The following is a 23834-nucleotide window of genomic DNA, read 5'->3' as shown; positions in this document are numbered from 1 at the left end:
GCTTAATTCATCCAGCCCTTGACCCAGTCCATTACCGATTCGACTGGGTCCTGCTCGCCGCCACAGGTTGCGCCGGCCGGCGGCTCACTCCCGCGAATATACGGCATCTGCACCGCTCCCGGACAGCTGGCATCAGACCCATGGCCTGTGTAAGGGTCGATCCAGGCCTGCACCACGTTATCCGGTTGCGGCATATCCAGCGGCAGCGGGTCGGCTTTCTTCATGAAGCTGGTCCACACCTGCAAGGCGCCGGTGGCGCCGGTAAACGGTGTCTTGCCGTTATCGTCACGGCCCATCCACACCACGGCCAGCAGATCCTGACTAAAGCCGGAGAACCAGCTGTCACGCGAGTCGTTACTGGTACCGGTCTTGCCCGCCAGGGTCAGCGAGCGTGGCAAGGTGTTGTACACAGAACGCCCTGTACCTTCGCGCATTACACGCTGCATGGCGTTCTGCACCAGGTAAATGGCACCCGGGTCGAAGGTTTGCTGGATCTGGAACGGGTAGCGCTTGAGCGGCTCGCCCTCGGCGGTGAGCACGCTGCGGATACCGCGCATCGGCGTGTTGAAGCCGCCGTTGGCGATGGTCTGGTACATGGTTGCGACCTGCATCGGCGACATGCCACCCGCCCCCAGCAACATGGCCGGAAACGCTGGCCAGTCGACATTCACGCCCAAGCGACCAATGGTCTTGATCACGTTCGGCACACCCACTTCCAGGCCGAGCTTGGCGGTCGACAGGTTGTAAGAGTTGGCCAGCCCCTGGTACAGGTAGATAGTGCCATGCGGGCGGCGGTCATAGTTTTGCGGGCGCCAGACCTGGCCGTCAGCCCCTTTGACCGAAAATGGCTCGTCCTGCACCCAACTGGTCAGGGTGTACTTGCTCGGCTGCTCCAGCGCAGTCAGGTATACCGACGGTTTGACCAGGGAGCCGATCGGCCGTACAGCATCGATGGCCCGGTTGAAGCCGGCAAAACCTGCCTGGCGGCTACCGATCAGCGCCTGTACTTCACCGGTTTCAGGGTTGGTCACGACCATTGCCGCCTCGACATCGTCTGCCCCCTTGCGGCCCGCCAGGCGCTTGAAGGTCTCGCTCATCGAGGTTTCGGCCTTCATCTGCAGGATAGGGTCGAAGCTGGTAAAGATGCGCAGGCCTTCTTCGGTCAAGTCTTCGTCACGATAATCCTGGCGCAACTGTCGCTTGACCAGGTCGAGGAAGGCAGGGAACGAGCTGTCGGCCAGGCTGCCACGCTTGGTCACGCCCAGCGGCATTTTCTTCGCCGCATCAACTTCTGCCTGGCTGGCCACGCCCTGCTCGGCCACCAGGTCGAGCACCAGGTTGCGGCGAGCCAGGGCACGCTCGGGGTGACGCCGTGGGTTGTAGTAGGACGGGCCTTTGACCATGCCCACCAGCAGGGCGATCTGATGCAGTTTCAGCTCAGACAGCGGCTGGCTGAAGAAGAACTGGCTCGCCAGACCAAAGCCGTGCACCGCGCGTTGACCGTCCTGGCCGACGAACACCTCGTTGAGGTAAGCCTCAAGGATTTCGCGCTTGTCGTAGTGCAGTTCGAGCAGGACCGCCATCATCGCCTCGGTCAGCTTGCGGCTGAGGCTGCGCTCGCTGCTGAGGTAGAAGTTCTTCACCAACTGCTGGGTCAGGGTACTGCCACCCTGGCGCATCGAGCCGGACGACGTGTTGACCCACATGGCCCGGGCGATGGACTTTGGCGACACACCGTAGTGGCTGTAAAACTCGCGGTCTTCCGTGGCCACCAAGGTTTCGAGCAGATATTTGGGTACCTGATCAATCTTGATCAGGATGCGATCTTCGAGATTTTTCGGGTAGATGCCACCGATCATCAGCGGCTCCAGCCGCACCACGTCAAGCGCCTTGCCATTGGCACCGGAAAGGCCTGCAACGTAATCGCCAGAAAAGCGTACACGGACGAACTGCGCCGGCTCCATGCCCTCGTAGAACTGGAAGCCACGGGTATTGAGGTCGACGGTATTGCCGCTGACGGACGCAGCGCCCGGGCCGTTGGCCGCGCTTTCGCGACGGTAGCCGAGCGCATCGAGCTCGGTGAGGAAGTCGTTCTTGCTCAACTTCTGGCCGGTGAACAGCTCCAGCGGTCGGGCATACACTTTGGCCGGGATGGTCCAGCGCTTGCCGGAGAACTTTTCCTGGACGACGGCATCGAGGTAAACCGCGAAGCCGGCGACGATCACCAGGCCAACCAGGCTGAGCTTCAAAGCCCAGCCCAGCCAGGCGCGGGAGCGGCCGGTCGGGCGTTTCTGAGGGGTGCGGGGATTTCGGGTTCGGGTCATGGCGGCGGATTATACGCACTTTATAAAGGCTGGGCAGACGGCCCGGCGGTAGGCAGGGACGGCACCATTGACCATAATGGCGCATTCGAATTCCCTTGCCCCGGAAGGATTTGCCGTGAGCCAAGCTCTTATTACTGCGTTGCAGAACCCTGCCCTGTACCCTCACCCCGTGGAGGGGTTTCAGCTCATCGAGACGCATATCTCCTGGGTCCTGCTCACTGGCGAATACGCCTACAAGATCAAGAAACCGATGAATTTCGGCTTCCTGGACTTCACCGGACTGGACCAGCGCCAGCATTTCTGTAACGAAGAATTGCGCCTGAACCAACGCCTGACCGAAGGCCTGTACCTGGAAGTGTTGCCCATCACCGGTAGCGTCGACGCACCGCAGATCGGTGGCGAAGGCGTAGCCATCGAGTACGCGCTGAAGATGCGCCAGTTCCCCCAGGGGCAGATGCTCAACACCCTGCAGGCCAATGGCGAACTGAACGCCACGCACATCGACCAGATGGCCCGGCAGATTGCCGATTTTCACCTTCAGGCTCCGCGTGTGCCGATGGAGCACCCGCTGGGCACGCCAGACAGCGTGATGGCCCCGGTGGAGCAGAACTTCGAGCAGATTCGCCCATTCCTCAGCGACAAAGCCGATCTGCAGCAACTTGACGCCCTGCAGGCCTGGGCCCGCAGCAGCTTCGAGCGCCTGCAAGGGCTGCTGGAAAAGCGCAAGGCCAATGGCTTCATCCGTGAGTGCCACGGTGACATTCACCTGGGCAACGCCACCTTGATCGATGGCAAGGTGGTGATTTTCGATTGCATCGAATTCAACGAGCCTTTCCGACTGACCGACGTCTACGCCGACACCGCCTTCCTGGCCATGGACCTGGAAGACCGCGGCCTGAAATGCCTGGCCCGGCGCTTCATCAGCCAGTACCTGGAACTGACGGGGGATTACGAAGGCCTGGAACTGCTCAACTTCTACAAAGCCTACCGTGCGCTGGTGCGGGCCAAGGTCGCACTGTTCAGCATGCCGGCCGACGCCGATGGCGTGCAACGTGCCACCACCCTGCGCACCTACCGCAACTACGCCAACCTGGCCGAAAGTTACAGCGCCATCCCGTCGCGCCTGCTGGCCATCACCCATGGTGTTTCGGCGGTGGGCAAAAGTCACGTGGCCATGCGCCTGGTCGAGGCCTTGGGTGCAGTGCGCGTGCGTTCGGACGTAGAGCGCAAGCGCCTGTTCGGCGAACAACAGCAGGCCGACGCCGGCCAGCTGAGTACGGGCATATACGACCAGGACGCCAGCGCAGCGACCTATCAGCGCCTGCACGAGGTGGCAGCGACCGTGCTGCGCGCCGGCTTCCCGGTGGTGCTGGACGCCACCTACCTCAAGCGTGAGCAGCGTCAGGCTGCGGCAGACGTTGCCAGCCAGACCGGCGTGCCGTTCCTCATCCTCGACTGCCACGCGCCAGAGGCGGTCATCGCCAGTTGGCTGGAGCAGCGCCAGGCTGAAAACAGCGACCCCTCGGATGCCACGCTGGAGGTGATCAAGGCCCAGCAGGCCAGCCGTGAGGCGCTGGATGCGCAGGAGCTGGTGCACAGCACCCGCGTCGATACCCAGGCTGCCGGCAGCATGGATCAGGTGATCGAGCAGATTCGCCAGCGGTTGCCTGGCCTGTAAGTTCGTCATCTTCCTGTGCCTGCCCGCGAAGGGGCAGGCACAGGCCGCTCATCACCCGATGGCAAAAAGCCGCATATTTCCCAACGCCCGCTACACTCCTCTCAGACCTGCTCGCGATTTATCCCCCATTCCCGTTCAGCCATCGCAAGGAGGCTCGATGAACGATGAATTGCAGCATCTGAAGAACCTTGGCAAGACTTCTGCGCAGTGGCTGCATGCAGCCGGCATCCACAGTGCATCGGATTTGCGCCGCCTGGGCGCGGTGGGTGCGTACCAGGCCGTGAAGACACGAGGGTTCCGTGCATCGAAGGTGCTGTTGTATGCCATTGAAGGCGCCCTGCTGGACATGCACTGGAACGATTTGCCGCTCGAACGCAAGGAAGCACTCAACCAACAATTGGATGCGAAAAACCCTGCGCAAAAAAAACCAAAATAATCGAGGTAAAGGGATTGACGCCTAAATGAGAATTGTTATGATTATCACAACTGGTCGCGAGACTGGTTGGATAAGCTAAGAGCCCCTGGTTCGGACTCTCAGATTATCTCCTCATCAGGCTAATCACGGTTATTGACCCGGCAATTTGCCGGGTCTTTTTTTTGCCTGTGCTTTTTCAGGATCAACGCCGCAGCTGCGCACAATAATCCTGCTCCGGCATCGCCGCCGTGTACCACACATAATCAGCCTCGCCAGGCTCGACTCGCTCGCCCACCTCAGCCAGCAGCAAAACCTTGCTCTCCGCCGACGCCCCCAGGTCAGCCAGATGCAAGGGTATGCCCAGGTCCTTGCGCACATGGTAAGCCCCGGCAAACAGCAGCGCCGGCTGCGGTGCCGCCTGCAAGCGCTCGGCCATGCGCCGGTCGCGCTGCTGCTGAACGGCCAGCATCGCCGGTAACTGGTTTTCCGGCAGCATCCCGCAATGCCCGGCGCGCACCTGTTCCAGCAAGGCAGCCTTTACCGCGGGTGCATTGGACTTTTCGCCCTGCACCGGAGCCGGCTGTCGATAGGCCTGACGCATCTCGTCGGGCGAAAGGTTGGCGGCCAGCAACGTCACCCGATGCTGCAAGGCTTCGGTGACAATCGGCCCGTACAACTGCCAATCCCAGCCCTCCTGCCAGGCCAGTGCCTTGGGCAAGTCTTCCGGCAAAGGCTGCCCCACCAGCTTGTCCACCCGCGATTGCTGGCTGGGCTGCAGCATCTCCAGCAACAGGCTGCCCTGAGTGCGCTGGCCTTGAAGAGCGCGCAGCAGCCACAGTTGCAGCGCGTGATGGTCAGGGTTGTCATGCTTCTCGCCGACAAGCACTCGGGGCGCATCAGCCAGGCGCTGCACCAGCGTTTCAGGGCTTATGACCTGCTCATTGGACAGGTCGACAATCTTTCCCAGCTCGGCGTGCGTGCGACCTTCACTGCTCTGCCAGGCGGGCAACGGCGGCAGGCTGGCCTGACAGCCGCCTATCGCCAGTACCAGGCACAGCGAGAAACCGGACAGCATCGGGTGTCGCATCGGCAGTTACTCCATGTCATCCACACTTTAAATGGCCTGCACCGGGGGCGGGCCGGTCGCAAGACAAGGCCACTTTCACAAAGGCCCTGCACGCGTTGAGAACATCAACGGGTGATGATCAGCGGGTGCCCGCGCTCGGGGTGCGCCTGCACCAATACGTCAATACCGTACACCGCCTTCAGTGCCGCTGGGGTCAGTGCCGCTTCGGGCGTGGCAAACGCGTGGCAGCGCCCCTGTTCCAGCAACAGGATACGGTCACAGTAACGTGCTGCCAGGTTCAGGTCATGCAGGATCACCAACACTGCAGCACCGCAGTCGGCGAAGCGGCGTACGGCTTCCAGGGTGGTGTGCTGATGCAGCGGGTCGAGCATCGAGGTCGGTTCGTCGAGCAACAACGTGCTGCCCTCCTCCCCCGGCCATAGCTGCGCCAGCACGCGGGCCAGGTGTACCCGTTGCCGCTCGCCACCGGAAAGCGCCAGGTAGCTGCGCTCCACCAGGTGCCAGGCATCTGCCGCCCGCAACGCCGCTTCGACAATTTCCGCATCGCGCCGCTGACCGGTGCCATGAGGCATGCGCCCCATGCCTACCACTTCCTCCACCCGAAACGAGAAACCCAGGCTGGACACCTGCGGCAACACTGCCAGGCGCCTTGCCCGGTCCTGTCCGGCCCATTCGGCCAGCGGGCGGCCCTGCAGCGTTACCCGCCCGCGGTCGGGCGCCAGTTCACCGCACAGCACACTCAGGAGGCTGCTCTTGCCGGCACCGTTGGGACCGAGCACACCCACGACCTGCCCCGGAGGCAACTGCAGGTGAATGTCGTGCAGCACCTCATTGCTGCCCCTGCGCAGGTACAGGCCCTCTACATGCAACATCAGCCGCGCCCTCGCATCAGCAGGAACAGGAAGAACGGCGCACCAATGAAGGCCGTGACGATACCAATCGGCAGCTCGGCAGGCGCCAGCAGCAGCCGCGCCGCCAGGTCGGCGAACAACATCAGTACACCGCCGGCCAGCAGCGAGGCAGGCAGCACCACACGGTGATCAGGCCCGGCCAGCAGACGTACCAGGTGCGGCACTACCAGGCCGATGAAGCCGATCAACCCGGCCGCCGCCACTGCCGCCCCCACGCCCAGCGCCGTGCAGAACACCAGCTCACGCTTGAGCCGCTCCACGTCAACGCCCAGGTGACGGGCCTCCGACTCACCCAGCAACAGGGCATTCAGCGCCTTGGCCCGGCGCGGCAACCACACCGCTACCCCTGTCGCCACCAGCAACAATGGCCACAGCCGCTCATAGCTGGCGCCATTGAGGCTGCCAAGGTTCCAGAACGTCAGCGTGCGCAAGGTGGCGTCATCGGCCAGGTAAGAGAACAGCCCCACGGCCGCGCCCCCCAGTGCGGTCATGGCCACGCCAGCCAATAGCATCGTGGCGATGTTGGTCTGGCCATCGCGGCGCCCCAGGCGGTAGACCAGCGCAGTTACCCCAAGCCCGCCGACAAACGCGCAGAACGACAGCAGATAAGGCGCGAAAGCATCCGGCATGCCGCCAAACCAGGCGCCGCCAACAATGGCAACCGCTGCCCCCATCGCGGCGCCGGCGGCAACCCCTACCAGCCCGGGGTCGGCCAGCGGGTTGCGGAACAGCCCCTGCATCGCCACCCCGGACAGCGCCAGCACCGCGCCCACCGCCAACCCCAACAGGGTGCGCGGCAGGCGGATCTGACCAAGGATCATCTCGGCCTGCTGCAGGCCATCTTCGGAGACAGGCAATCCCAAAAGGCGCAGGCCAGCGCGCAGGGTATCGAACATTGGCAGGCTGACTGGCCCCAGCGCCAGTGACAGCCAGATCGCCAACAGGCACAGCAGGCTCAGGCTAATGAACAACGTACGTGGCGAGACCCGCTGTTTCATTGCGCGAAGCTGGCCTGAGCAGCCGGGTAGAAGGTGGCTGCCAGCGACTGCAAGGTCGCCGGTAGCCGAGGCCCGAGCCCGCCGACCAGCAGCGTCGGGTCCAAGGAGACCAGGCGTTTCTCACGCACGGCCCGCGAGGCAGCCAGCGCGGGGTTTTCTTTCAACAGCGCCTGCAAGGCCTGTTCATCGGCCAGCGCCCGGTCGGAAAACACGATCACATCCGGGTCAAGCGCCGCCAACGCTTCGTTGGAGAAGTTCTTGTAGCCTGGGTGCGCGGCCAGGTTACGCCCACCCGCCTGGCTCAGCAGCCAGTCACCGGCAGTGCCTTGCCCGGCGATCAGCGGCTTGGCCCCGGCATGGCCGACCAGCAGCAACACCCCGGGAGCCTGCTGCCCGGCCTGGGCCAGCTTGACGTTGGCCTGCAACGCATCGAGCCGCTGGCGGTAGTCCGCTGCAAGCGCGGACGCTTGCTGCTCTGCACCGAGCAACTGCCCCAGGTGCCTGAGGTTTTCATCTACTGCCGGCAGCTCGGCCTTGCTGGAGAACAACTCGACCCGCACGCCGGCCTTGCGGATTTGCGCCAGTACCGGTGGCGGCCCCATTTCCTCGGTGCCCACCAGCACATCCGGGCGCAGGCTGAGAATGCCCTCGGCCGACAGTTGCCGCTGATAACCCACACTGGGCAAGGCTTTCAACGAGGCCGGGTGCTGACTGGTAGTGTCCACTCCGACCAGGCGCGCTTCCCCCCCCAATGCGGTTATCCACTCGCTCAAGGCGCCACCCGCGCTGACCCAGCGTTGCGGCAGCTCGGCTGCCAAGGCTTGGGTAGAGAGCACAAGGCTTGCACACAGAGCGAGAAAAGCAGCTGGACGGCGCATCATCGGGTTCCTTCTGAAGACGGGCTACACGCCTTGTGGCGAGCAGCGGAACTGCGCACCATAGGCAGCCAGGCGCAGCGAATGCGATCAATTTGATAATTATTCGCATTGGAGCGTCAAGCCATCACGTGTTTCACGGGTCATCCTCGCCATGCACTTCCTTTGTACATCCCTCGGCCTGGCCGAGGGCCAAAGCCGCGCCTTCAGCGTAGACGGCCTCGAACTGTTCGGCGTGCGTCGCCAAGGCCAGGTGTACCTGTACCGCAACCGCTGCCCGCACCGGGACATCCCGCTGAACTGGGCAGAGGACGCGTTTCTGGATGACAGCGCCAGCCTCATCCACTGCGCCCATCACGGTGCGCTGTTCCTGATAGAAAGCGGCGAATGCGTGGCAGGCCCCTGTGAGGGTGAGCAGTTGCAGCCCCTGGGCTGCCACGAAGACAGCCAGGGCATCTGGTTCAAGGGGTCAGCAGCACCGGCAAGCGACGATCGATGACGATACCCTCGGCGTCCAGCCGAGTGCCATAGGCCAGCACCTCCACCCCGTCCGCTACGGCAGCGCGCAGCGCCTGGGCGTAGGCCGTATCGATTTCTTCAGCCGGGCGCACAGCGTCGATACCGGTCAGGTTCACGCAATACAGCTGCACGGCCCGCACGCCCTGCCGGGCCAGCTTTGCCAGCTCGCGCAGGTGTTTCGCACCGCGTTGAGTCACCGCATCAGGGAAGGCCGCAACTGCCGTGTCGGGGTAGCCCAGCGTCACACTCTTGACCTCGACATAGGCCGGGGCACCCTCGAACTCCAGGCGAAAGTCGATACGGCTGCCTTCCTCGCCATAGGCCACTTCGCGCTTGAGTGCAGTGAAACCGGCCAGTTCAGTGATTGTGCCGGCGCGCAGGGCCTCTTCGACCAACGCATTGGCCCGCCCGGTATTCACGCAGGCCAACCGCCCCTGGGGGGTTTCGCTGATTTCCCAGGTCCCTGGCAGCTTGCGCTTGGGGTCGTTGGAGCGGCTGAACCACACCTGCCCACCTTCACGCATGCAGTTGAGCATGGAGCCGGTATTCGGGCAGTGGATAGTCATCTGCTCGCCGCTGGCCAGTTCGATATCAGCCAGAAAGCGCTTGTAGCGACGCAACAGGCGGCCCTGCTCGAGTGAAGGAGAGAAACGCATCAGCCTTGCCAGCTCTGCAGGCCACGGGCAATACGCTGCACCGCTTCTTCCAAGCGCGGCAGGCTCTGGGTATAAGCGAAGCGCACATGGTGCCCGGCCAGGTGGCGACCGAAGTCCAGGCCCGGCGTGAACGCCACGTGCTCGGTTTCCAGGAAGTGTCGGCAGAATGCGAACGCGTCCCCGCCAAAAGCGCTGATATCGGCATACAGGTAGAACGCGCCTTGCGGCTCGACGGCAATGCGGAAGCCCAGTTCACGCAGGGCGGGCAGCAGGTAGTCGCGACGGCGGGCGAATTCGGCGCGGCGCTCTTCGAAAATGGCCAGCGCCTCGGGCTGGAAGCAGGCCAGCGCGGCATGCTGGGCCATGCTCGGCGCACTGATGTACAGGTTCTGCGCCAGTTTCTCCAGGTCGGCGACCGCACCGGGCGGGGCCACCAACCAGCCAAGGCGCCAACCGGTCATGCCGAAATACTTGGAAAAACTATTCAGGACGAATGCCGAGTCGTCGACTTCCAGCACGCTCGGCGCGTCCATGCCATAGGTGAGGCCGTGGTAGATCTCGTCCACCACCAAGTGGCCATGCCGCTCATGGGTGGATTTGGCCAGGCAGGCCAACGCATCGCGCCCCAGCACGGTACCGGTCGGGTTGGCCGGCGAAGCGACCAGGGCACCGACGGTGTCCTTGTCCCAGTAGCGCTCAACCAGGTCGGCAGTCAGCTGGTAGTTCACATCCGGGCCCACCGGTACCAATTGGGCCCCGCCCTCGACCAGACGCAGGAAGTGGCGATTGCACGGGTAACCCGGATCGGCCAGCAGCCAGTGCTTGCCCGGGTCCACCAGCAGGCTGCTGGCCAGCAGCAGCGCGCCGGAGCCACCTGGGGTAATAAGGATGCGTTCCGGGTCGATGTTCAGGCCATAGCGCTGCCCATAAAAGCCGGCAATTGCCTCACGCAGTGCCGGCAGACCGCGTGCAGCGGTGTAGCGCGTGTGCCCGGCGGCCAGCGCGGCCTGGCCGGCCGCAACGATGGGTGCGGCCGTGGTGAAATCCGGTTCGCCGATTTCCAGATGGATCACGTCGTGCCCGGCCGCCTGCAGCTCGTTGGCCCGGGCCAGCAGCGCCATGACGTGGAAAGGTTCGATGGCGCGGCTGCGCGCACTGTAGGGTTGGGCCATGACCTTCTCTCAATTGGGTCTAAACTGGAGATTCTACCTCTGCACACCACCGAACGTACCGCTCAGGCCGGTGTCAATTAGCAGGATCGGGCGGGGTAGCGCACCCCCGATCTATCTGGTAAGTTCGGCGGCTCGCAGTCGCAGGGCCGGCGGTCGCCGGAGATGGAGCATCCTGCGCATTGGATCAGATGAGTGAGAGGCGGTCTATTCATGTCCACCCTAGAAAAGCAAAAAGCCAACCAGAATCTTTATGGGGTTGCACCCTATCAGGAGACCAAGGGTGAGGAGTACATGGGTGAGCCCATGCGCAAGCACTTCACCAAGATCCTCACTGGCTGGAAGCAAGAGCTGATGGTCGGCGTCGACAAGACCGTTGACCATATGAAAGAAGAAGCAGCCAACTTCGCAGATCCCGCAGACCGCGCATCCCAGGAAGAGGAGTTTGCCCTCGAACTGCGCAACCGCGACCGCGAGCGCAAGCTGATCAAGAAAATCGATAAAACCCTGCAGAAGATTCAGGACGAAGAGTACGGCTGGTGCGAGTCGTGCGGCATCGAGATCGGCTTGCGCCGCCTGGAAGCCCGCCCAACCGCCGACCTGTGCTTCGACTGCAAGGAAATTGCCGAGAAAAAGGAAAAAACGGTCGGCAAAGGCTGATCTTTCTTCCACCTGAACGGGGCGCATCATGCGCCCCGTTTCATTTATATGCCCAGCCTGACCATGACCGACTCCAGCTACATCGGGCGCTTCGCCCCCACCCCCAGCGGCTTCCTGCACTTCGGCTCGCTGGTCGCCGCCCTCGCCTCCTGGCTCGATGCCCGCGCCGTCAACGGCCGCTGGCTGCTGCGCATGGAAGACACCGACCCGCCCCGGGAAATGCCCGGCGCCCGCGATGCCATCCTCCAGACACTGGAACGTTATGGCCTGCACTGGGATGGCGAGGTGGTATTCCAGAGCCAGCGCCACGATGCCTATGCTGCCGTGGTAGACCGCCTGTTCAACATGGGCCTGGCGTATGCATGCACCTGCTCGCGCAAGCAACTGGAACGCTACAACGGCATCTACCCGGGCTTTTGCCGTAACGCCGGGCATGCCCGTGAAGGGGCGGCCATCCGCTTGCGGGTGCCAGAGCTGATCTACCGCTTTACCGACCGGGTGCAGGGTGAGTACCAGCAACACCTGGGGCGTGAGGTGGGCGACTTCGTCATCCAGCGTCGTGACGGGTTGTACGCCTACCAGCTGGCCGTGGTGCTGGACGATGCCTGGCAGGGTGTTACCGACATCGTGCGTGGTGCCGACCTGCTCGACAACACCCCGCGCCAGCTGTACCTGCAGGAACTGCTGGGCTTCTCACAGCCGCGTTACCTGCATATTCCGCTGATCGTGCAGCCGGATGGGCACAAGCTGGGCAAGTCGTACCGTTCGCCGCCACTGCAGGCGGAGCATGCTACCCCCCTACTGCTGCGGGCATTGCGGGCGCTGGGGCAGGAGACAGACCCGGAACTGCTGTTGGCGACACCGGCAGAGGTGCTGGCAGTCGCGCGCACGCAATGGCGGCCGGAAGCGATCGCGCAGCGGACCACGGTGCCAGAGGCTGATCTGCGCTGAACCTTTACCGGCCTCTTCGCGGGCGCGCCCGCTCCCACAAACCTAGAAGCAACGCTTTACCTGTAGGGGCGGGTTCACCCGCGAAGAGGCCGGCACATTCATTCCACCTCTCAAAAACAAAAGCCCAGTAAATTCAAACCCTTGGCGAACGCTGTGGATTCCCGCTAGCATCCCCCCTGCCATTTGCGCCAATAATAAGTTCAAGCCCGCAGCGCCCAACCATCGAGGCCAGCATGTACATCTATCGTTTGGTCCTGCTTCTGGTCGTGGGGATCTACCTGTTCTCCCCGGCCATCATGGACTGGTGGATCGAACCGACCGGAGCCTGGTACCGCCCCTACCTGCTCTGGCTGATCCTGATCGTCGTCACCTTCATCCTGCAGAGCCAAAGAGATGCCGATGAGCTTTAGCCTGACCCAGATGATCCTGATCAGCGCCGGGTACCTCATGGTGCTGTTCGGCGTGGCCTGGATCAGCGAGCGCGGGCTGATCCCGCGTTCGATCATTCGCCACCCACTTACCTACACCCTGTCGCTGGGCGTCTACGCCAGCGCCTGGGCCTTCTATGGCTCGGTTGGCCTGGCCTACCAGTACGGCTACGGTTTCCTTGCCTGTTACCTGGGGGTGTCTGGCGCATTCCTGCTGGCGCCGGTGCTGCTCTACCCGATCCTCAAGATCACCCGCACCTATCAGCTGTCATCGCTGGCCGACCTGCTGGCCTTCCGCTTCCGCAGTACCTGGGCCGGGGCCTTGACCACCATCATCATGCTGATTGGCGTGCTGCCATTGCTGGCCTTGCAGATCCAGGCGGTGGCCGATTCGATCAGCATCCTTACCGGTGAACCGGTCAAGGCCCGGGTGGCCTTTGCCTTTTGCACGCTGATCATTCTGTTCACCATCTTCTTCGGCTCGCGGCACATCGCCACGCGCGAGAAACATGAGGGGTTGGTATTCGCCATCGCCTTCGAGTCGGTGATCAAGCTGCTGGCCCTGGGCGGTATCGGCCTGTATGCCTTGTATGGCGTATTCGGCGGCCCGCACGAGCTGGAAGTCTGGCTGCTGCAGAACCAGACCGCCCTCGCCGCCCTGCACACACCCCTGCAGGAAGGCCCATGGCGCACCCTGCTGCTGGTGTTCTTCGCCTCGGCCATCGTCATGCCGCACATGTACCACATGGCCTTTACCGAAAACCTCAACCCGCGCTCGCTGGTCAGCGCCAGCTGGGGCCTGCCGCTGTTCCTGCTGCTGATGAGCCTTGCCGTGCCGCTGGTGCTGTGGGCCGGCCTGCGCCTGGGCGCCAGCACCAACCCCGAGTACTTCACCCTGGGCCTGGGCATCGCCGCCAACAACCAGGCATTGGCACTGCTGGCCTACATTGGCGGCCTGTCGGCAGCCAGCGGCCTGATCATCGTCACCACCCTGGCGCTGTCGGGCATGGCCCTGAACCACCTGGTGCTGCCGCTTTACCAGCCGCCGGCCGAGGGCAACATCTACCGTTGGCTGAAGTGGACCCGCCGTGCACTGATCGTCGCCATCATCACCGCCGGCTTCATGTTCTACCTGAGCCAGAACTACCACCAGAGCCTGGCCAACCTGGGTATCGTCGCGTTCGTCGCCACCTTGCAGTTCCTGCCTGGGGTGCTGTCGGTGCTCTACTGGCCAACCGCCAACCGCCGCGGTTTCATCGCCGGGCTGCTGGCCGGCACCCTGGTGTGGATGGTGACCATGCTGCTGCCGCTTCTCGGCAACTTGCAGGGCTTCTACATCCCGCTGCTGGACATGATCTATGTGCTGGACGACACCAGCTGGCACATGGCAGCCATCGCCTCGTTGGCGGCCAACGTGCTGCTGTTCACCCTGATCTCACTGTTCACCAACGCCAGCACCGAAGAGGTCAGCGCGGCCGAAGCCTGTGCCGTGGATAACGTGCGCCGCCCGCAGCGCCGCGAGCTGCACGCCGCCTCGCCGCAGGAATTCGCCACCCAGCTGGCCAAGCCGCTGGGCGCCAAGGCCGCGCAAAAGGAAGTCGAGCAAGCACTGCGCGACCTCTACCTGCCGTTCGACGAACGCCGCCCCTATGCCCTGCGCCGCCTGCGCGACCGCATCGAAGCCAACTTGTCCGGCCTGATGGGGCCGAGCGTCGCCCAGGACATGGTCGAGACTTTCCTGCCGTACAAGTCCGGTAACGAAAACTACGTGACCGAAGACATCCACTTCATCGAAAGCCGCCTGGAAGACTACCACTCGCGCCTGACCGGGCTGGCCGCCGAACTCGATGCCTTGCGCCGCTACCATCGCCAGACCCTGCAGGAATTGCCCATGGGCGTCTGCTCACTGGCCAAGGACCAGGAAATCCTGATGTGGAACAAGGCCATGGAAGAGCTCACCGGCATCGCCGCCAAGCATGTGGTCGGCTCGCGCCTGGTCACCATCGACGAGCCTTGGCGCGGCCTGCTGCAAGGCTTCATCAACGTGCCCGACGAGCACCTGCACAAGCAGCGCCTGGCGCTGGACGGCCAGCCGCGCTGGCTGAACCTGCACAAGGCAGCCATCGACGAGCCACTGGCCCCCGGTAACAGCGGGCTGGTATTGCTGGTGGAGGACCTTACCGAAACCCAGGCACTGGAAGACAAACTGGTGCACTCCGAGCGCCTGGCCAGCATCGGCCGCCTGGCCGCCGGCGTGGCCCACGAGATCGGCAACCCGATCACCGGCATCGCCTGCCTGGCGCAAAACCTGCGCGAGGAACGCGAAGGCGATGGCGAAATCATCGAGTTGTCCAGCCAGATCCTTGACCAGACCAAGCGCGTATCGCGCATCGTCCAGTCGCTGATGAGCTTCGCCCATGCTGGCGGCAGCCACCAGAACAGCGAGGAACCGGTGTGCCTGGCCGAAGTGGCACAAGACGCCATCGGTCTGCTGGCGTTGAACCGGCGCAATTTCGAAGTACAGTTCTTCAACCTTTGCGACCCGGACCATTGGGCCGAAGGTGACCCGCAGCGCCTGGCCCAGGTGCTGATCAACCTGCTCTCCAACGCCCGCGATGCCTCGCCGCCCGGCAGCGCCGTGCGCGTGCGCAGCGAGGTTAACGAGCACACCGTCGACCTGATCGTCGAAGACGAAGGCAGCGGGATTCCGAAGAACATCATGGACCGCCTGTTCGAACCCTTCTTCACCACCAAGGACCCGGGCGAAGGAACCGGACTGGGGCTCGCTCTGGTCTATTCCATCGTGGAAGAGCATTATGGGCAAATCACCATCGACAGCCCGGCCGATATCGAACGGCAACGTGGCACCCGGATCCGCGTGACCCTGCCCCGGCATGTCGTAGCGACGTCCCCTGAAATTCGAGACCGTCGAGAGAATTGAATCAATGCCGCACATTCTGATCGTCGAAGACGAAACCATCATCCGCTCGGCCCTGCGTCGCCTGCTTGAGCGGAACCAGTACCAGGTCAGCGAGGCCGGCTCGGTGCAGGAAGCCCAGGAACGCTTCAGCATTGCCACTTTCGACCTCATCGTCAGCGACCTGCGCCTGCCAGGCGCGCCCGGCACCGAGCTGATCAAGCTCGGCCAGGGCACCCCGGTGCTGATCATGACCAGTTACGCCAGCCTGCGCTCAGCGGTGGACTCGATGAAAATGGGCGCGGTGGACTACATCGCCAAGCCCTTCGACCATGACGAGATGCTGCAGGCCGTAGCGCGTATTCTGCGTGACCGGCAGAACGCCCCCGCTGCTGCACCGCCTGCCGAGCCACGCGCCAGCAATGGCAAGGCTACAGCGCCCGACAAAGGCAGCGCGGCAACGGCCAATGGCGAAATCGGCATCATCGGCTCGTGCCAGCCCATGCAGGACATGTACAGCAAGATCCGCAAAGTCGCGCCTACCGACTCCAATGTGCTGATCCAGGGCGAGTCCGGCACCGGTAAAGAGCTGGTGGCCCGCGCCCTGCACAACCTGTCTCGCCGGGCCAAGGCACCGATGATCTCGGTGAACTGCGCGGCCATCCCCGAAACGCTGATCGAATCCGAGCTGTTCGGCCACGAAAAAGGCGCGTTCACCGGCGCCAGCGCCGGGCGCGCCGGCTTGGTGGAGGCCGCCGATGGCGGTACGCTGTTCCTCGATGAAATTGGCGAACTGCCGCTCGAAGCCCAGGCTCGCCTGCTGCGTGTGCTGCAGGAAGGCGAGATACGCCGGGTAGGTTCGGTGCAGTCGCAAAAGGTCGATGTGCGCCTGATCGCCGCGACCCACCGTGACCTGAAGAACCTGGCCAAGGCCGGCCAGTTCCGTGAAGACTTGTATTACCGACTGCACGTCATCGCCCTGAAGCTGCCGGCTCTGCGCGAGCGTGGTAGCGACGTCAACGAGATCGCCAACGTCTTCCTCGCCCGCCAAAGCGCTCGCATCGGCCGCGACGACCTGCACTTCTCGGCCGAGGCCGAGCAAGCCATTCGTCACTACAGCTGGCCCGGTAACGTGCGTGAACTGGAAAACGCCGTGGAGCGCGCGGTGATTCTCAGCGAGAGCGCAGAAATTTCCGCCGAGCTGCTGGGCATCGACATCGAGCTGAGCGACCTGGAAGAGGATGACCTCCTCGACAATGCCCTGGTGGTGGCCAACGCGGGCAATGCCAGCCACGAGCCGACCGAAGACCTGTCGCTGGAAGACTATTTCCAGCACTTCGTGCTTGAACACCAGGACCACATGACCGAGACCGAACTGGCACGCAAGCTCGGCGTCAGCCGCAAGTGCCTGTGGGAACGCCGCCAGCGCCTGGGCATCCCACGGCGCAAGAGCAACGCTACCAGCGAATAACCGACCTGCGCACCGTACGCCGCAGCCTATGCGGCGTCGGTGAGATCGAGCGCCGCCCGCGCGGCGCTTCGCGGCTAAAGCCGCTCCTACATTTGTTTCGGGCCAGTCCCTCCTGTGCCACGCGCGCGCGACCGCCTTGTTGTACGACGCAATCTCGAGCCATGCGCCAAGGCGTTCGCGCGCAAATCCCACAGAAAAAATTGGCCCGAACACATGTAGGAGCAGCTTTAGCCGCGAAGCGCCGCGCGGGCGGCGCTCGGTCTCACAGGCGCTGAACGTGTCACGGCGAACACCCCAGGTAACACCTCACCTCCCGTAAAAATCTGTTACCCAAGCTTTCCGCCGTAACAGTCCCCGAGGCGTACGGTAACGAAATTGCGACATTTTCGACCTGCCAAAAATTGCAGAACCCGCTCAACCCCTTGATTTTACTGAGTTTTGAAAAGTTGGCACGGCACCTGCTATATGTTTGGTACAAGAACAATAACAAGCACTGCAACTCAGAATAAGAACAAGACGAAACGGCTCACGCACAATAAAAACAAGATGGCGGAGGCGCAGCTAACTGATTCTTTTGGAGAGGATGCGTGTTTGGGGCTTGCCCCACAACCAGGCAGAGAACAACAAAAACTGCACTAAAAGCAGCGCCTGAACTGGTTGGATCGACAGATCAACGTGTCATCAGCGGCCAAAGCAATCCGTTTGCTCTTTACCCCCGGTTTGGGGGTCGTCCACAAGCTTCGAGATTTGTGGACAGGGCACTCAACAAAAACAAGAAGCCCAGCAAAAAAACAATAAGAGCACGCAACGACTTCTTGGGGAGCTTAGGCTCCCCTTGTCGTTTCTACCCTTCTGGCAGGCATCCTGCTACCCGCCTACACCATTCCCCGAGTAAATGCTAGAATCCCCGCCCATCATGCGGCCATTCTCCTATTCTTGGCCGAACATTCCTTCACACAGTGCATCCCATGCTGAAGAAGCTGTTCCAGTCTTTCCGCCCGCCCGTACCGGGCCCGCACCACAGGCGCACCACGCCCGAGGTGATCAACAAGAGCCAGCACTCGCTGCAGCGCCACCAGTTCAGCCGTCATGCGGTGAACATCGTGGAGCGCCTGCAAAGCGCCGGCTACCAGGCTTACCTGGTCGGTGGCTGTGTCCGCGACCTGATGCTGGGCATCACGCCGAAGGACTTCGACGTCGCCACCAGCGCCACCCCCGAACAGGTCCGTGCCGAGTTCCGCAACGCCCGCATCATTGGTCGTCGCTTCAAATTGGTCCATGTGCATTTCGGCCGTGAGATCATTGAAGTCGCCACCTTCCGCGCCCACCACTCCGAGGACGACCAGGGCGATGCCCACCGTTCGTCGCATAACGCCAGTGGCCGCATTCTGCGAGACAACGTGTACGGCACCCTGGAAGAGGACGCGCAACGCCGCGACTTCACCATCAACGCCCTGTACTACGATCCGGTCAGCGAGCGCATTCTCGATTACGCCAACGGTGTGCACGACGTGCGCAATCGCCTGCTGCGGCTGATCGGGGACCCGACCCACCGCTACCAGGAAGACCCGGTGCGCATGCTGCGCGCGGTGCGCTTTGCCGCCAAGCTCGACTTTGGCATCGAAAAGCACACCTACCTGCCAATTCGCGGCCTGGCCCCGATGCTGCGCGAAATTCCACCCGCGCGCCTGTTCGAGGAATGCCTCAAGCTGTTCCTCAGCGGCCAAGGTGCCATCGCCTTCGAAATGCTGGTTGACCTGGAGTTGTTCGAACCGCTGTTCCCGGCCAGTGCCCACGCGCTGGATGAGCGGCCGACCTACACCCACACGCTGATCAGCCAGGCACTGAACAACACCGACCTGCGCGTGAAGCAGGGCAAGCCGGTGACGCCAGCCTTCCTGTTTGCTGCTCTGCTCTGGCCAGCTCTGCCGGCCCGTGTGCTGCACCTGCAGAATCAGGGCGTGCCGCCGATCCCGGCCATGAACGGTGCAGCCCACGACCTCATCGCCGAGCAGTGCGCGCGCATTGCCATCCCCAAGCGTTTCACCCTGCCGATCCGCGAGATCTGGGACATGCAGGAGCGCCTGCCGCGCCGCAGCGGCAAGCGCGCCGACATGCTGCTGGACAACCCGCGTTTCCGCGCCGGTTACGACTTCCTGCTGCTGCGTGAAAGCGCCGGGGAAGAAACCGACGACCTGGGCCAGTGGTGGACCGATTACCAGGAGGCAAACGACAGCGAGCGCCGCGAGATGATCCGCGAGCTTGGTAGCCGTGACGACAGTGCCGGCCCGCGCAAGCGCAAGCGCAGCGGCAGCAAACGCAAGCGCAGTGGCGACGAGGCGTTCGAGTGACCATTCGCGCCTACGTAGGTCTGGGCAGCAACCTGGACGCACCTGCCGAGCAGTTGCGTAGCGCCTTGCAGGCGCTGGACCAGGTCGAAGCCACGCGCCTGGTAGCCGCCTCGGCCCTGTACACCAGTGATTCGCTGCTGCCCGGCCAACCGCGCTACACCAACGCTGTCGCCGCCCTGGACACCACCCTGGCGCCACTGGCATTGCTCGATGCGTTGCAGGCCATCGAAAACGACCAGGGCCGCGTGCGCAAGGAACGCTGGGGCCCACGTACGCTGGACCTGGACATCTTACTGTTCGGTGACCAGGTGCTCGACCAGCCACGCCTGAAAGTGCCGCATTACCACATGCATGCCCGCCCCTTCGTGCTGTATCCGTTGGCCGAGCTGGTACCGGGCGATTTCCGCCTGGCCGATGGTCGTGCCCTCGCGCAACTGCTCGACGAATGCCCATTCGTCGGCCTGGAACGCCTGTAGACCGGGCGTTCCAGCCTGCATTACCACCTCGGTAACGCCAGTAACACCCTGATCGTAACAATGCGGTAACAGGGTGATTGACTTCCCCCACCTCGCTCACGACTATAGGCGTCCCGTGTGGCACCAAAGTGCCGCATACCCGTATTTAGGCCCGGACGGACCTGTGCCCGAACATCACGCGCGATGATGTGCCGCTCCGGAAGATGACTACACGCGTTGAATGCAGTCGTTTTTTACAGCGCCTGAACGAGGAATTTCCTACATGCCTGAAGTAACCCTTACCACCCTTAACGGCCTCAAGGCCAAGGGTGAAAAAATCACCATGCTGACCTGCTACGACGCGACCTTCGCCAAGGCCGCCAGCCAGGCCGGCGTTGAAGTGTTGCTGGTGGGCGACTCGCTGGGGATGGTCCTGCAGGGCCACGACAGCACCTTGCCGGTCACCACGGCGGAGATGGCCTACCACACCGCCAGCGTCAAACGCGGCAACGACGGCGCGCTGATCCTCACCGACCTGCCGTTCATGGCCCACGCCACGCCGGAGCAGGCCTTTGCCAACAGCGCCACACTGATGCAGGCCGGCGCCCACATGGTAAAAATCGAAGGCGCAGCCTGGCTGGCCGAAACCATCCGCTTGCTGGCCGAGCGTGGTGTGCCGGTGTGCGCGCACATGGGCCTGACCCCGCAAACCGTCAACGTGCTGGGCGGCTACAAAGTGCAGGGCCGCCAGGAGGCCCAGGCCCGGCAGATGCGCGCCGACGCCATTGCCCTGGAACAGGCCGGTGCGGCCATGCTGCTGCTCGAGTGCGTACCCAGCGAGCTGGCAGCGGAAATCACCAATGCCGTTGGCATCCCGGTAATCGGCATTGGCGCCGGCAGCGCCACCGATGGCCAGGTACTGGTACTGCACGACATGCTCGGCCTGTCGCTGAGCGGCCGGGTACCGAAGTTCGTGAAGAACTTCATGCAGGGCCAACCGGATATCCATAGCGCCCTCGTCGCTTACGTTGAGGCGGTCAAGCAAGTCAGTTTCCCAGGCAGCGAACACGGGTTCAGTGCATGAATACAGTCAAGACCGTCCGCGAACTGCGCGCGGCAGTGGCCCGCGCGCGCGGTGAGGGCAAACGCATCGGTTTCGTGCCGACCATGGGCAACCTGCACAGCGGCCATGCAGCCTTGGTGACCAAGGCTGCCCAGCGCGCCGACTTCGTGGTCGCCAGTATCTTCGTCAACCCGCTGCAGTTCGGCGCCAACGAAGACCTCGACAAATACCCACGCACCCTGGCAGCCGACCAGGAGCGCCTGGTGCAGGCCGGCTGCAACCTGCTGTTCGCGCCCACCGTGGAAGAGATGTACCCCGACGGCATGAGCGTGCAGACACGCGTCAGCGTGCCGCAGCTTTCCGAAGGCCTGTGCGGCGCCAGCCGGCCTGGGCATTTCGAGGGCGTGGCCACCGTGGTCAACAAGCTGTTCAACATGGTCCAGCCAGACCTTGCCGTGTTCGGCGAGAAGGACTATCAGCAGTTGGCGGTGATCCGCGCCATGGTGCGCGACCTGAACATGCCGATCCAGATCATCGGCGAACCCACCGTGCGTGCCGAAGACGGCTTGGCGCTGTCGTCGCGCAATGGCTACCTCACGCCAGAGCAGCTTACTGTTGCGCCAGCGCTGTACCGCACACTGCAGCACATTGCAGCGGGCATCGGTCATGGCCAGCGAGATTTTGCCGCGCTGGTCGCTGAAGGCCAGGCGCAACTGAGCGCAGCGGGTTTCCGCCCGGATTACCTGGAAGTACGCCATGCCGTAAGCTTGCGCCCGGCAGTGATCGATGATCGAGACCTGGTGGTGATTGCGGCGGCTTACCTGGGTAACACACGCTTGATCGACAACCTCTACCTGCATGTGGAAGAGAAGACCGCATAACGGTCTTGGGCTGCCTTGCAGCCCATTCGCGGGCAAGCCCGCTCCTGCACGTTTACCTGTAGGGGCGGGCTTGCTTGCAATGCCCCACCAAAATCCCCCTGCCATACCCATTCCCAGCACGTGGCCTTTGCCTATAATGGTGCCAGCCTGAACCCGGCAACGACTGCCGTGTCCAAGCCCTCACCACGCACCAAGGGAACCCCGCGCAATGGCGTATTACCGTACACCCCACGATGTGACGGCCCTGCCCGCCTGGCAGGCGCTTCAGAAACACCGCGACGCCATGCAAAGCTTCAGCATGCGCGAAGCCTTCGCCGCCGATGCCAAACGCTTCGACCAGTTTTCCCTTAGCGCTTGCGGCCTGTTCCTCGACTACTCAAAAAACCTGATCACCGAGCAAAGCCGCGAGCTGCTGGTCAGCCTGGCCAATGAAGTGGGCCTGCAAGACGCCATCAAGTCGATGTTCAGCGGTGAGATCATCAACGCCTCCGAAGGCCGCCCGGTGCTTCACACCGCCTTGCGCCGGCCCGTAGGTGACAAACTCAGCGTCAACGGCGTGAACGTCATGCCGGAAGTGCACAAGGTGCTCAACCAGATTACCGAACTGGTCGGCCGCATTCACGATGGCCTGTGGCGCGGCTACAGCGAAAAACCGATCACCGACGTGGTCAACATTGGCATTGGCGGTTCGTTCCTCGGCCCCGAGCTGGTGTCCGAAGCGCTGCTACCCTACGCCCAGCGCGGCGTGCGCTGCCACTACCTGGCCAATATCGACGGCAGCGAGTTCCACGAGCTGTCGGCCAACCTGCGCGCCGAAACCACCCTGTTCATCGTCTCGTCGAAGTCGTTCAACACCCTCGAGACGCTGAAAAACGCCATGGCCGCGCGTACCTGGTACCTGGCCCAAGGCGGCTCGGAAGCCGAGCTGTACCGCCACTTCATTGCAGTGTCCAGCAACAAGGCCGCTGCTGTAGCGTTCGGTATCCGCGAAGAAAACATCTTCCCGATGTGGGACTGGGTGGGCGGGCGCTACTCGCTGTGGTCGGCCATCGGCCTGCCGATCGCCCTGGCCATCGGCACTGCCAACTTCAAGGAACTGCTGTCCGGCGCCTACACCATGGACCAGCACTTCCAGACCGCACCGTTCGACAAGAACATGCCGGTGCTACTGGCCCTGCTGGGCGTGTGGTATGGCAACTTCTGGGACGCAAACAGCCACGCGATCCTGCCGTACGACCACTACCTGCGCAACATCACCAAGCACTTGCAGCAGCTGGACATGGAATCCAACGGCAAGAGCGTGCTGCAAGACGGTACCCCGGTGAAGACCGACACCGGGCCGGTGATCTGGGGCGGCGTGGGCTGCAACGGCCAGCATGCCTACCACCAGTTGCTGCACCAGGGCACCCAGTTGATTCCGGCCGATTTCATCGTGCCGGTGGTGAGCTTCAACCCGGTGGCCGACCACCACCAGTGGCTGTACGCCAACTGCCTGTCGCAGAGCCAGGCGCTGATGCTGGGCAAAACCCGCGAGGAAGCCGAAGCCGAATTGCGCGCTAAAGGCCTCAACGAAGCAGACATCGAAAAGCTGGCCCCGCACAAGGTAATCCCGGGTAACCGCCCGAGCAACACGTTGGTGGTCGAGCGCATCAGCCCGCGCCGCCTGGGCGCGTTGGTGGCGATGTACGAGCACAAGGTGTTTGTACAGAGCGTTATCTGGGGTATCAACGCCTTCGACCAGTGGGGCGTCGAGCTGGGCAAGGAACTGGGCAAGGGCGTTTACCAGCGCTTGGTCGGCAGCCTGGAAGACAGCGCCGAAGACGGTTCCACCCAAGGCCTGATCAACTACTTCCGCGGCCGTCACCGCGGTTGATCCGAAGCCTGTACCGGCCTCTTCGCGGGTAAACCCGCTCCTACCAGGCAACGCGTTACCTCGTAGGAGCGGGTTTACCCGCGAAGAGGCCGGCCCAGGTTGAACACCGCTCCCAGCTACACTGTCCTATCGAATAGCCGTTGCAGTCCATC

Annotated in this window: 20 protein-coding genes; 13 read left to right on the top strand and 7 right to left on the bottom strand. The window is 63.1% G+C overall.

From position 1 onward, the window contains the following. Positions 1–2 precede the first annotated feature (2 nt). On the bottom strand, positions 3–2324 hold the full coding sequence (mrcB, locus tag V6093_RS21595; RefSeq protein ID WP_003250030.1) for a penicillin-binding protein 1B: 2322 nt from the start codon (positions 2322–2324) through the stop codon (positions 3–5). 115 nt (positions 2325–2439) lie between these two features. Here mrcB and V6093_RS21590 point away from each other — a divergent pair, with 115 nt between their 5' ends. Further along, positions 2440–4002: a bifunctional aminoglycoside phosphotransferase/ATP-binding protein gene (locus V6093_RS21590; RefSeq protein WP_070096301.1), complete on the top strand. Its 1563-nt coding sequence runs from the start codon at positions 2440–2442 to the stop codon at positions 4000–4002. A 157-nt stretch (positions 4003–4159) separates the two neighbouring features. Next, positions 4160–4438: a TfoX/Sxy family protein gene (locus tag V6093_RS21585; protein ID WP_003250025.1), complete on the top strand. Its 279-nt coding sequence runs from the start codon at positions 4160–4162 to the stop codon at positions 4436–4438. A 181-nt stretch (positions 4439–4619) separates the two neighbouring features. Here V6093_RS21585 and V6093_RS21580 read toward each other — a convergent pair whose 3' ends face one another. The 4 genes from V6093_RS21580 to V6093_RS21565 all read right to left on the bottom strand — a co-directional run bounded on the left by V6093_RS21580 (position 4620) and on the right by V6093_RS21565 (position 8294). Further along, complete coding sequence (locus V6093_RS21580; protein ID WP_265980386.1) at positions 4620–5504, bottom strand: ChaN family lipoprotein; 885 nt, start codon at positions 5502–5504, stop codon at positions 4620–4622. Between the two features lie 104 nt (positions 5505–5608). After that, positions 5609–6376, bottom strand: coding sequence for a heme ABC transporter ATP-binding protein (locus V6093_RS21575; RefSeq protein WP_047603406.1), 768 nt, complete (start codon positions 6374–6376; stop codon positions 5609–5611). Beyond that, a complete protein-coding gene (locus V6093_RS21570) occupies positions 6376–7359 on the bottom strand; it encodes an iron ABC transporter permease (RefSeq protein ID WP_265980396.1) in 984 nt (327 codons plus the stop codon). Before V6093_RS21570 ends, V6093_RS21575 begins: the two co-directional genes overlap by 1 nt. 50 nt (positions 7360–7409) lie before the next feature. After that, positions 7410–8294 carry a hemin ABC transporter substrate-binding protein gene (locus V6093_RS21565; protein ID WP_012053733.1) on the bottom strand — a complete coding sequence of 295 codons (885 nt, stop codon included), beginning with the start codon at positions 8292–8294 and terminating at the stop codon, positions 7410–7412. A 148-nt stretch (positions 8295–8442) separates the two neighbouring features. On the opposite strand from V6093_RS21565, the gene V6093_RS21560 reads away from it, so the two are divergent. Then, on the top strand, positions 8443–8787 hold the full coding sequence (locus V6093_RS21560; RefSeq protein WP_017147960.1) for a Rieske (2Fe-2S) protein: 345 nt from the start codon (positions 8443–8445) through the stop codon (positions 8785–8787). Here V6093_RS21560 and sfsA read toward each other — a convergent pair. Both sfsA and V6093_RS21550 read right to left on the bottom strand, forming a co-directional pair. Further along, positions 8750–9463: a DNA/RNA nuclease SfsA gene (gene sfsA, locus V6093_RS21555; RefSeq protein WP_004575787.1), complete on the bottom strand. Its 714-nt coding sequence runs from the start codon at positions 9461–9463 to the stop codon at positions 8750–8752. The genes V6093_RS21560 and sfsA overlap by 38 nt on opposite strands. Further along, positions 9463–10635 carry a pyridoxal phosphate-dependent aminotransferase gene (locus tag V6093_RS21550; protein ID WP_014860190.1) on the bottom strand — a complete coding sequence of 391 codons (1173 nt, stop codon included), beginning with the start codon at positions 10633–10635 and terminating at the stop codon, positions 9463–9465. Before V6093_RS21550 ends, sfsA begins: the two co-directional genes overlap by 1 nt. Before the next feature lie 210 nt (positions 10636–10845). Between V6093_RS21550 and dksA the strand changes: the two genes are divergently transcribed. The 10 genes from dksA (at position 10846) to pgi (ending at position 23682) form a co-directional block, all read left to right on the top strand. Beyond that, positions 10846–11292 carry an RNA polymerase-binding protein DksA gene (gene dksA, locus V6093_RS21545; protein WP_003250009.1) on the top strand — a complete coding sequence of 149 codons (447 nt, stop codon included), beginning with the start codon at positions 10846–10848 and terminating at the stop codon, positions 11290–11292. 63 nt (positions 11293–11355) lie between these two features. Then, positions 11356–12243 carry a tRNA glutamyl-Q(34) synthetase GluQRS gene (gene gluQRS, locus V6093_RS21540; protein WP_003250007.1) on the top strand — a complete coding sequence of 296 codons (888 nt, stop codon included), beginning with the start codon at positions 11356–11358 and terminating at the stop codon, positions 12241–12243. A 233-nt stretch (positions 12244–12476) separates the two neighbouring features. Beyond that, the gene (locus tag V6093_RS21535) at positions 12477–12653 is read left to right on the top strand and encodes a hypothetical protein (protein WP_003250005.1); all 177 of its coding nucleotides are present in this window, start codon (positions 12477–12479) and stop codon (positions 12651–12653) included. Next, positions 12637–15612 carry a sensor histidine kinase gene (locus tag V6093_RS21530; protein WP_012053738.1) on the top strand — a complete coding sequence of 992 codons (2976 nt, stop codon included), beginning with the start codon at positions 12637–12639 and terminating at the stop codon, positions 15610–15612. The genes V6093_RS21535 and V6093_RS21530 overlap by 17 nt, the downstream gene beginning before the upstream one ends. A 4-nt stretch (positions 15613–15616) precedes the next feature. Next, complete coding sequence (locus V6093_RS21525; RefSeq protein ID WP_014754467.1) at positions 15617–17059, top strand: sigma-54 dependent transcriptional regulator; 1443 nt, start codon at positions 15617–15619, stop codon at positions 17057–17059. A 968-nt stretch (positions 17060–18027) separates the two neighbouring features. Next, the gene (locus tag V6093_RS21520; RefSeq protein ID WP_003249997.1) at positions 18028–19410 is read left to right on the top strand and encodes a polynucleotide adenylyltransferase PcnB; all 1383 of its coding nucleotides are present in this window, start codon (positions 18028–18030) and stop codon (positions 19408–19410) included. Continuing rightward, positions 19407–19886: a 2-amino-4-hydroxy-6-hydroxymethyldihydropteridine diphosphokinase gene (gene folK / locus V6093_RS21515; protein ID WP_003249995.1), complete on the top strand. Its 480-nt coding sequence runs from the start codon at positions 19407–19409 to the stop codon at positions 19884–19886. Before V6093_RS21520 ends, folK begins: the two co-directional genes overlap by 4 nt. Positions 19887–20148: 262 nt before the next feature. Continuing rightward, on the top strand, positions 20149–20949 hold the full coding sequence (gene panB, locus V6093_RS21510) for a 3-methyl-2-oxobutanoate hydroxymethyltransferase (RefSeq protein ID WP_003249992.1): 801 nt from the start codon (positions 20149–20151) through the stop codon (positions 20947–20949). Continuing rightward, on the top strand, positions 20946–21809 hold the full coding sequence (gene panC, locus V6093_RS21505; RefSeq protein WP_047603399.1) for a pantoate--beta-alanine ligase: 864 nt from the start codon (positions 20946–20948) through the stop codon (positions 21807–21809). The genes panB and panC overlap by 4 nt, the downstream gene beginning before the upstream one ends. 208 nt (positions 21810–22017) lie before the next feature. After that, positions 22018–23682: a glucose-6-phosphate isomerase gene (pgi, locus tag V6093_RS21500; protein WP_003249988.1), complete on the top strand. Its 1665-nt coding sequence runs from the start codon at positions 22018–22020 to the stop codon at positions 23680–23682. Positions 23683–23834: the final 152 nt, after the last annotated feature.

The organism is Pseudomonas putida group bacterium ESBL64 (assembly GCF_045277175.1).
In the GTDB taxonomy this organism is placed as follows: Bacteria; Pseudomonadota; Gammaproteobacteria; order Pseudomonadales; family Pseudomonadaceae; genus Aquipseudomonas; species Aquipseudomonas alloputida.
This window is presented reverse-complemented; position numbering and strand designations above follow the sequence as displayed.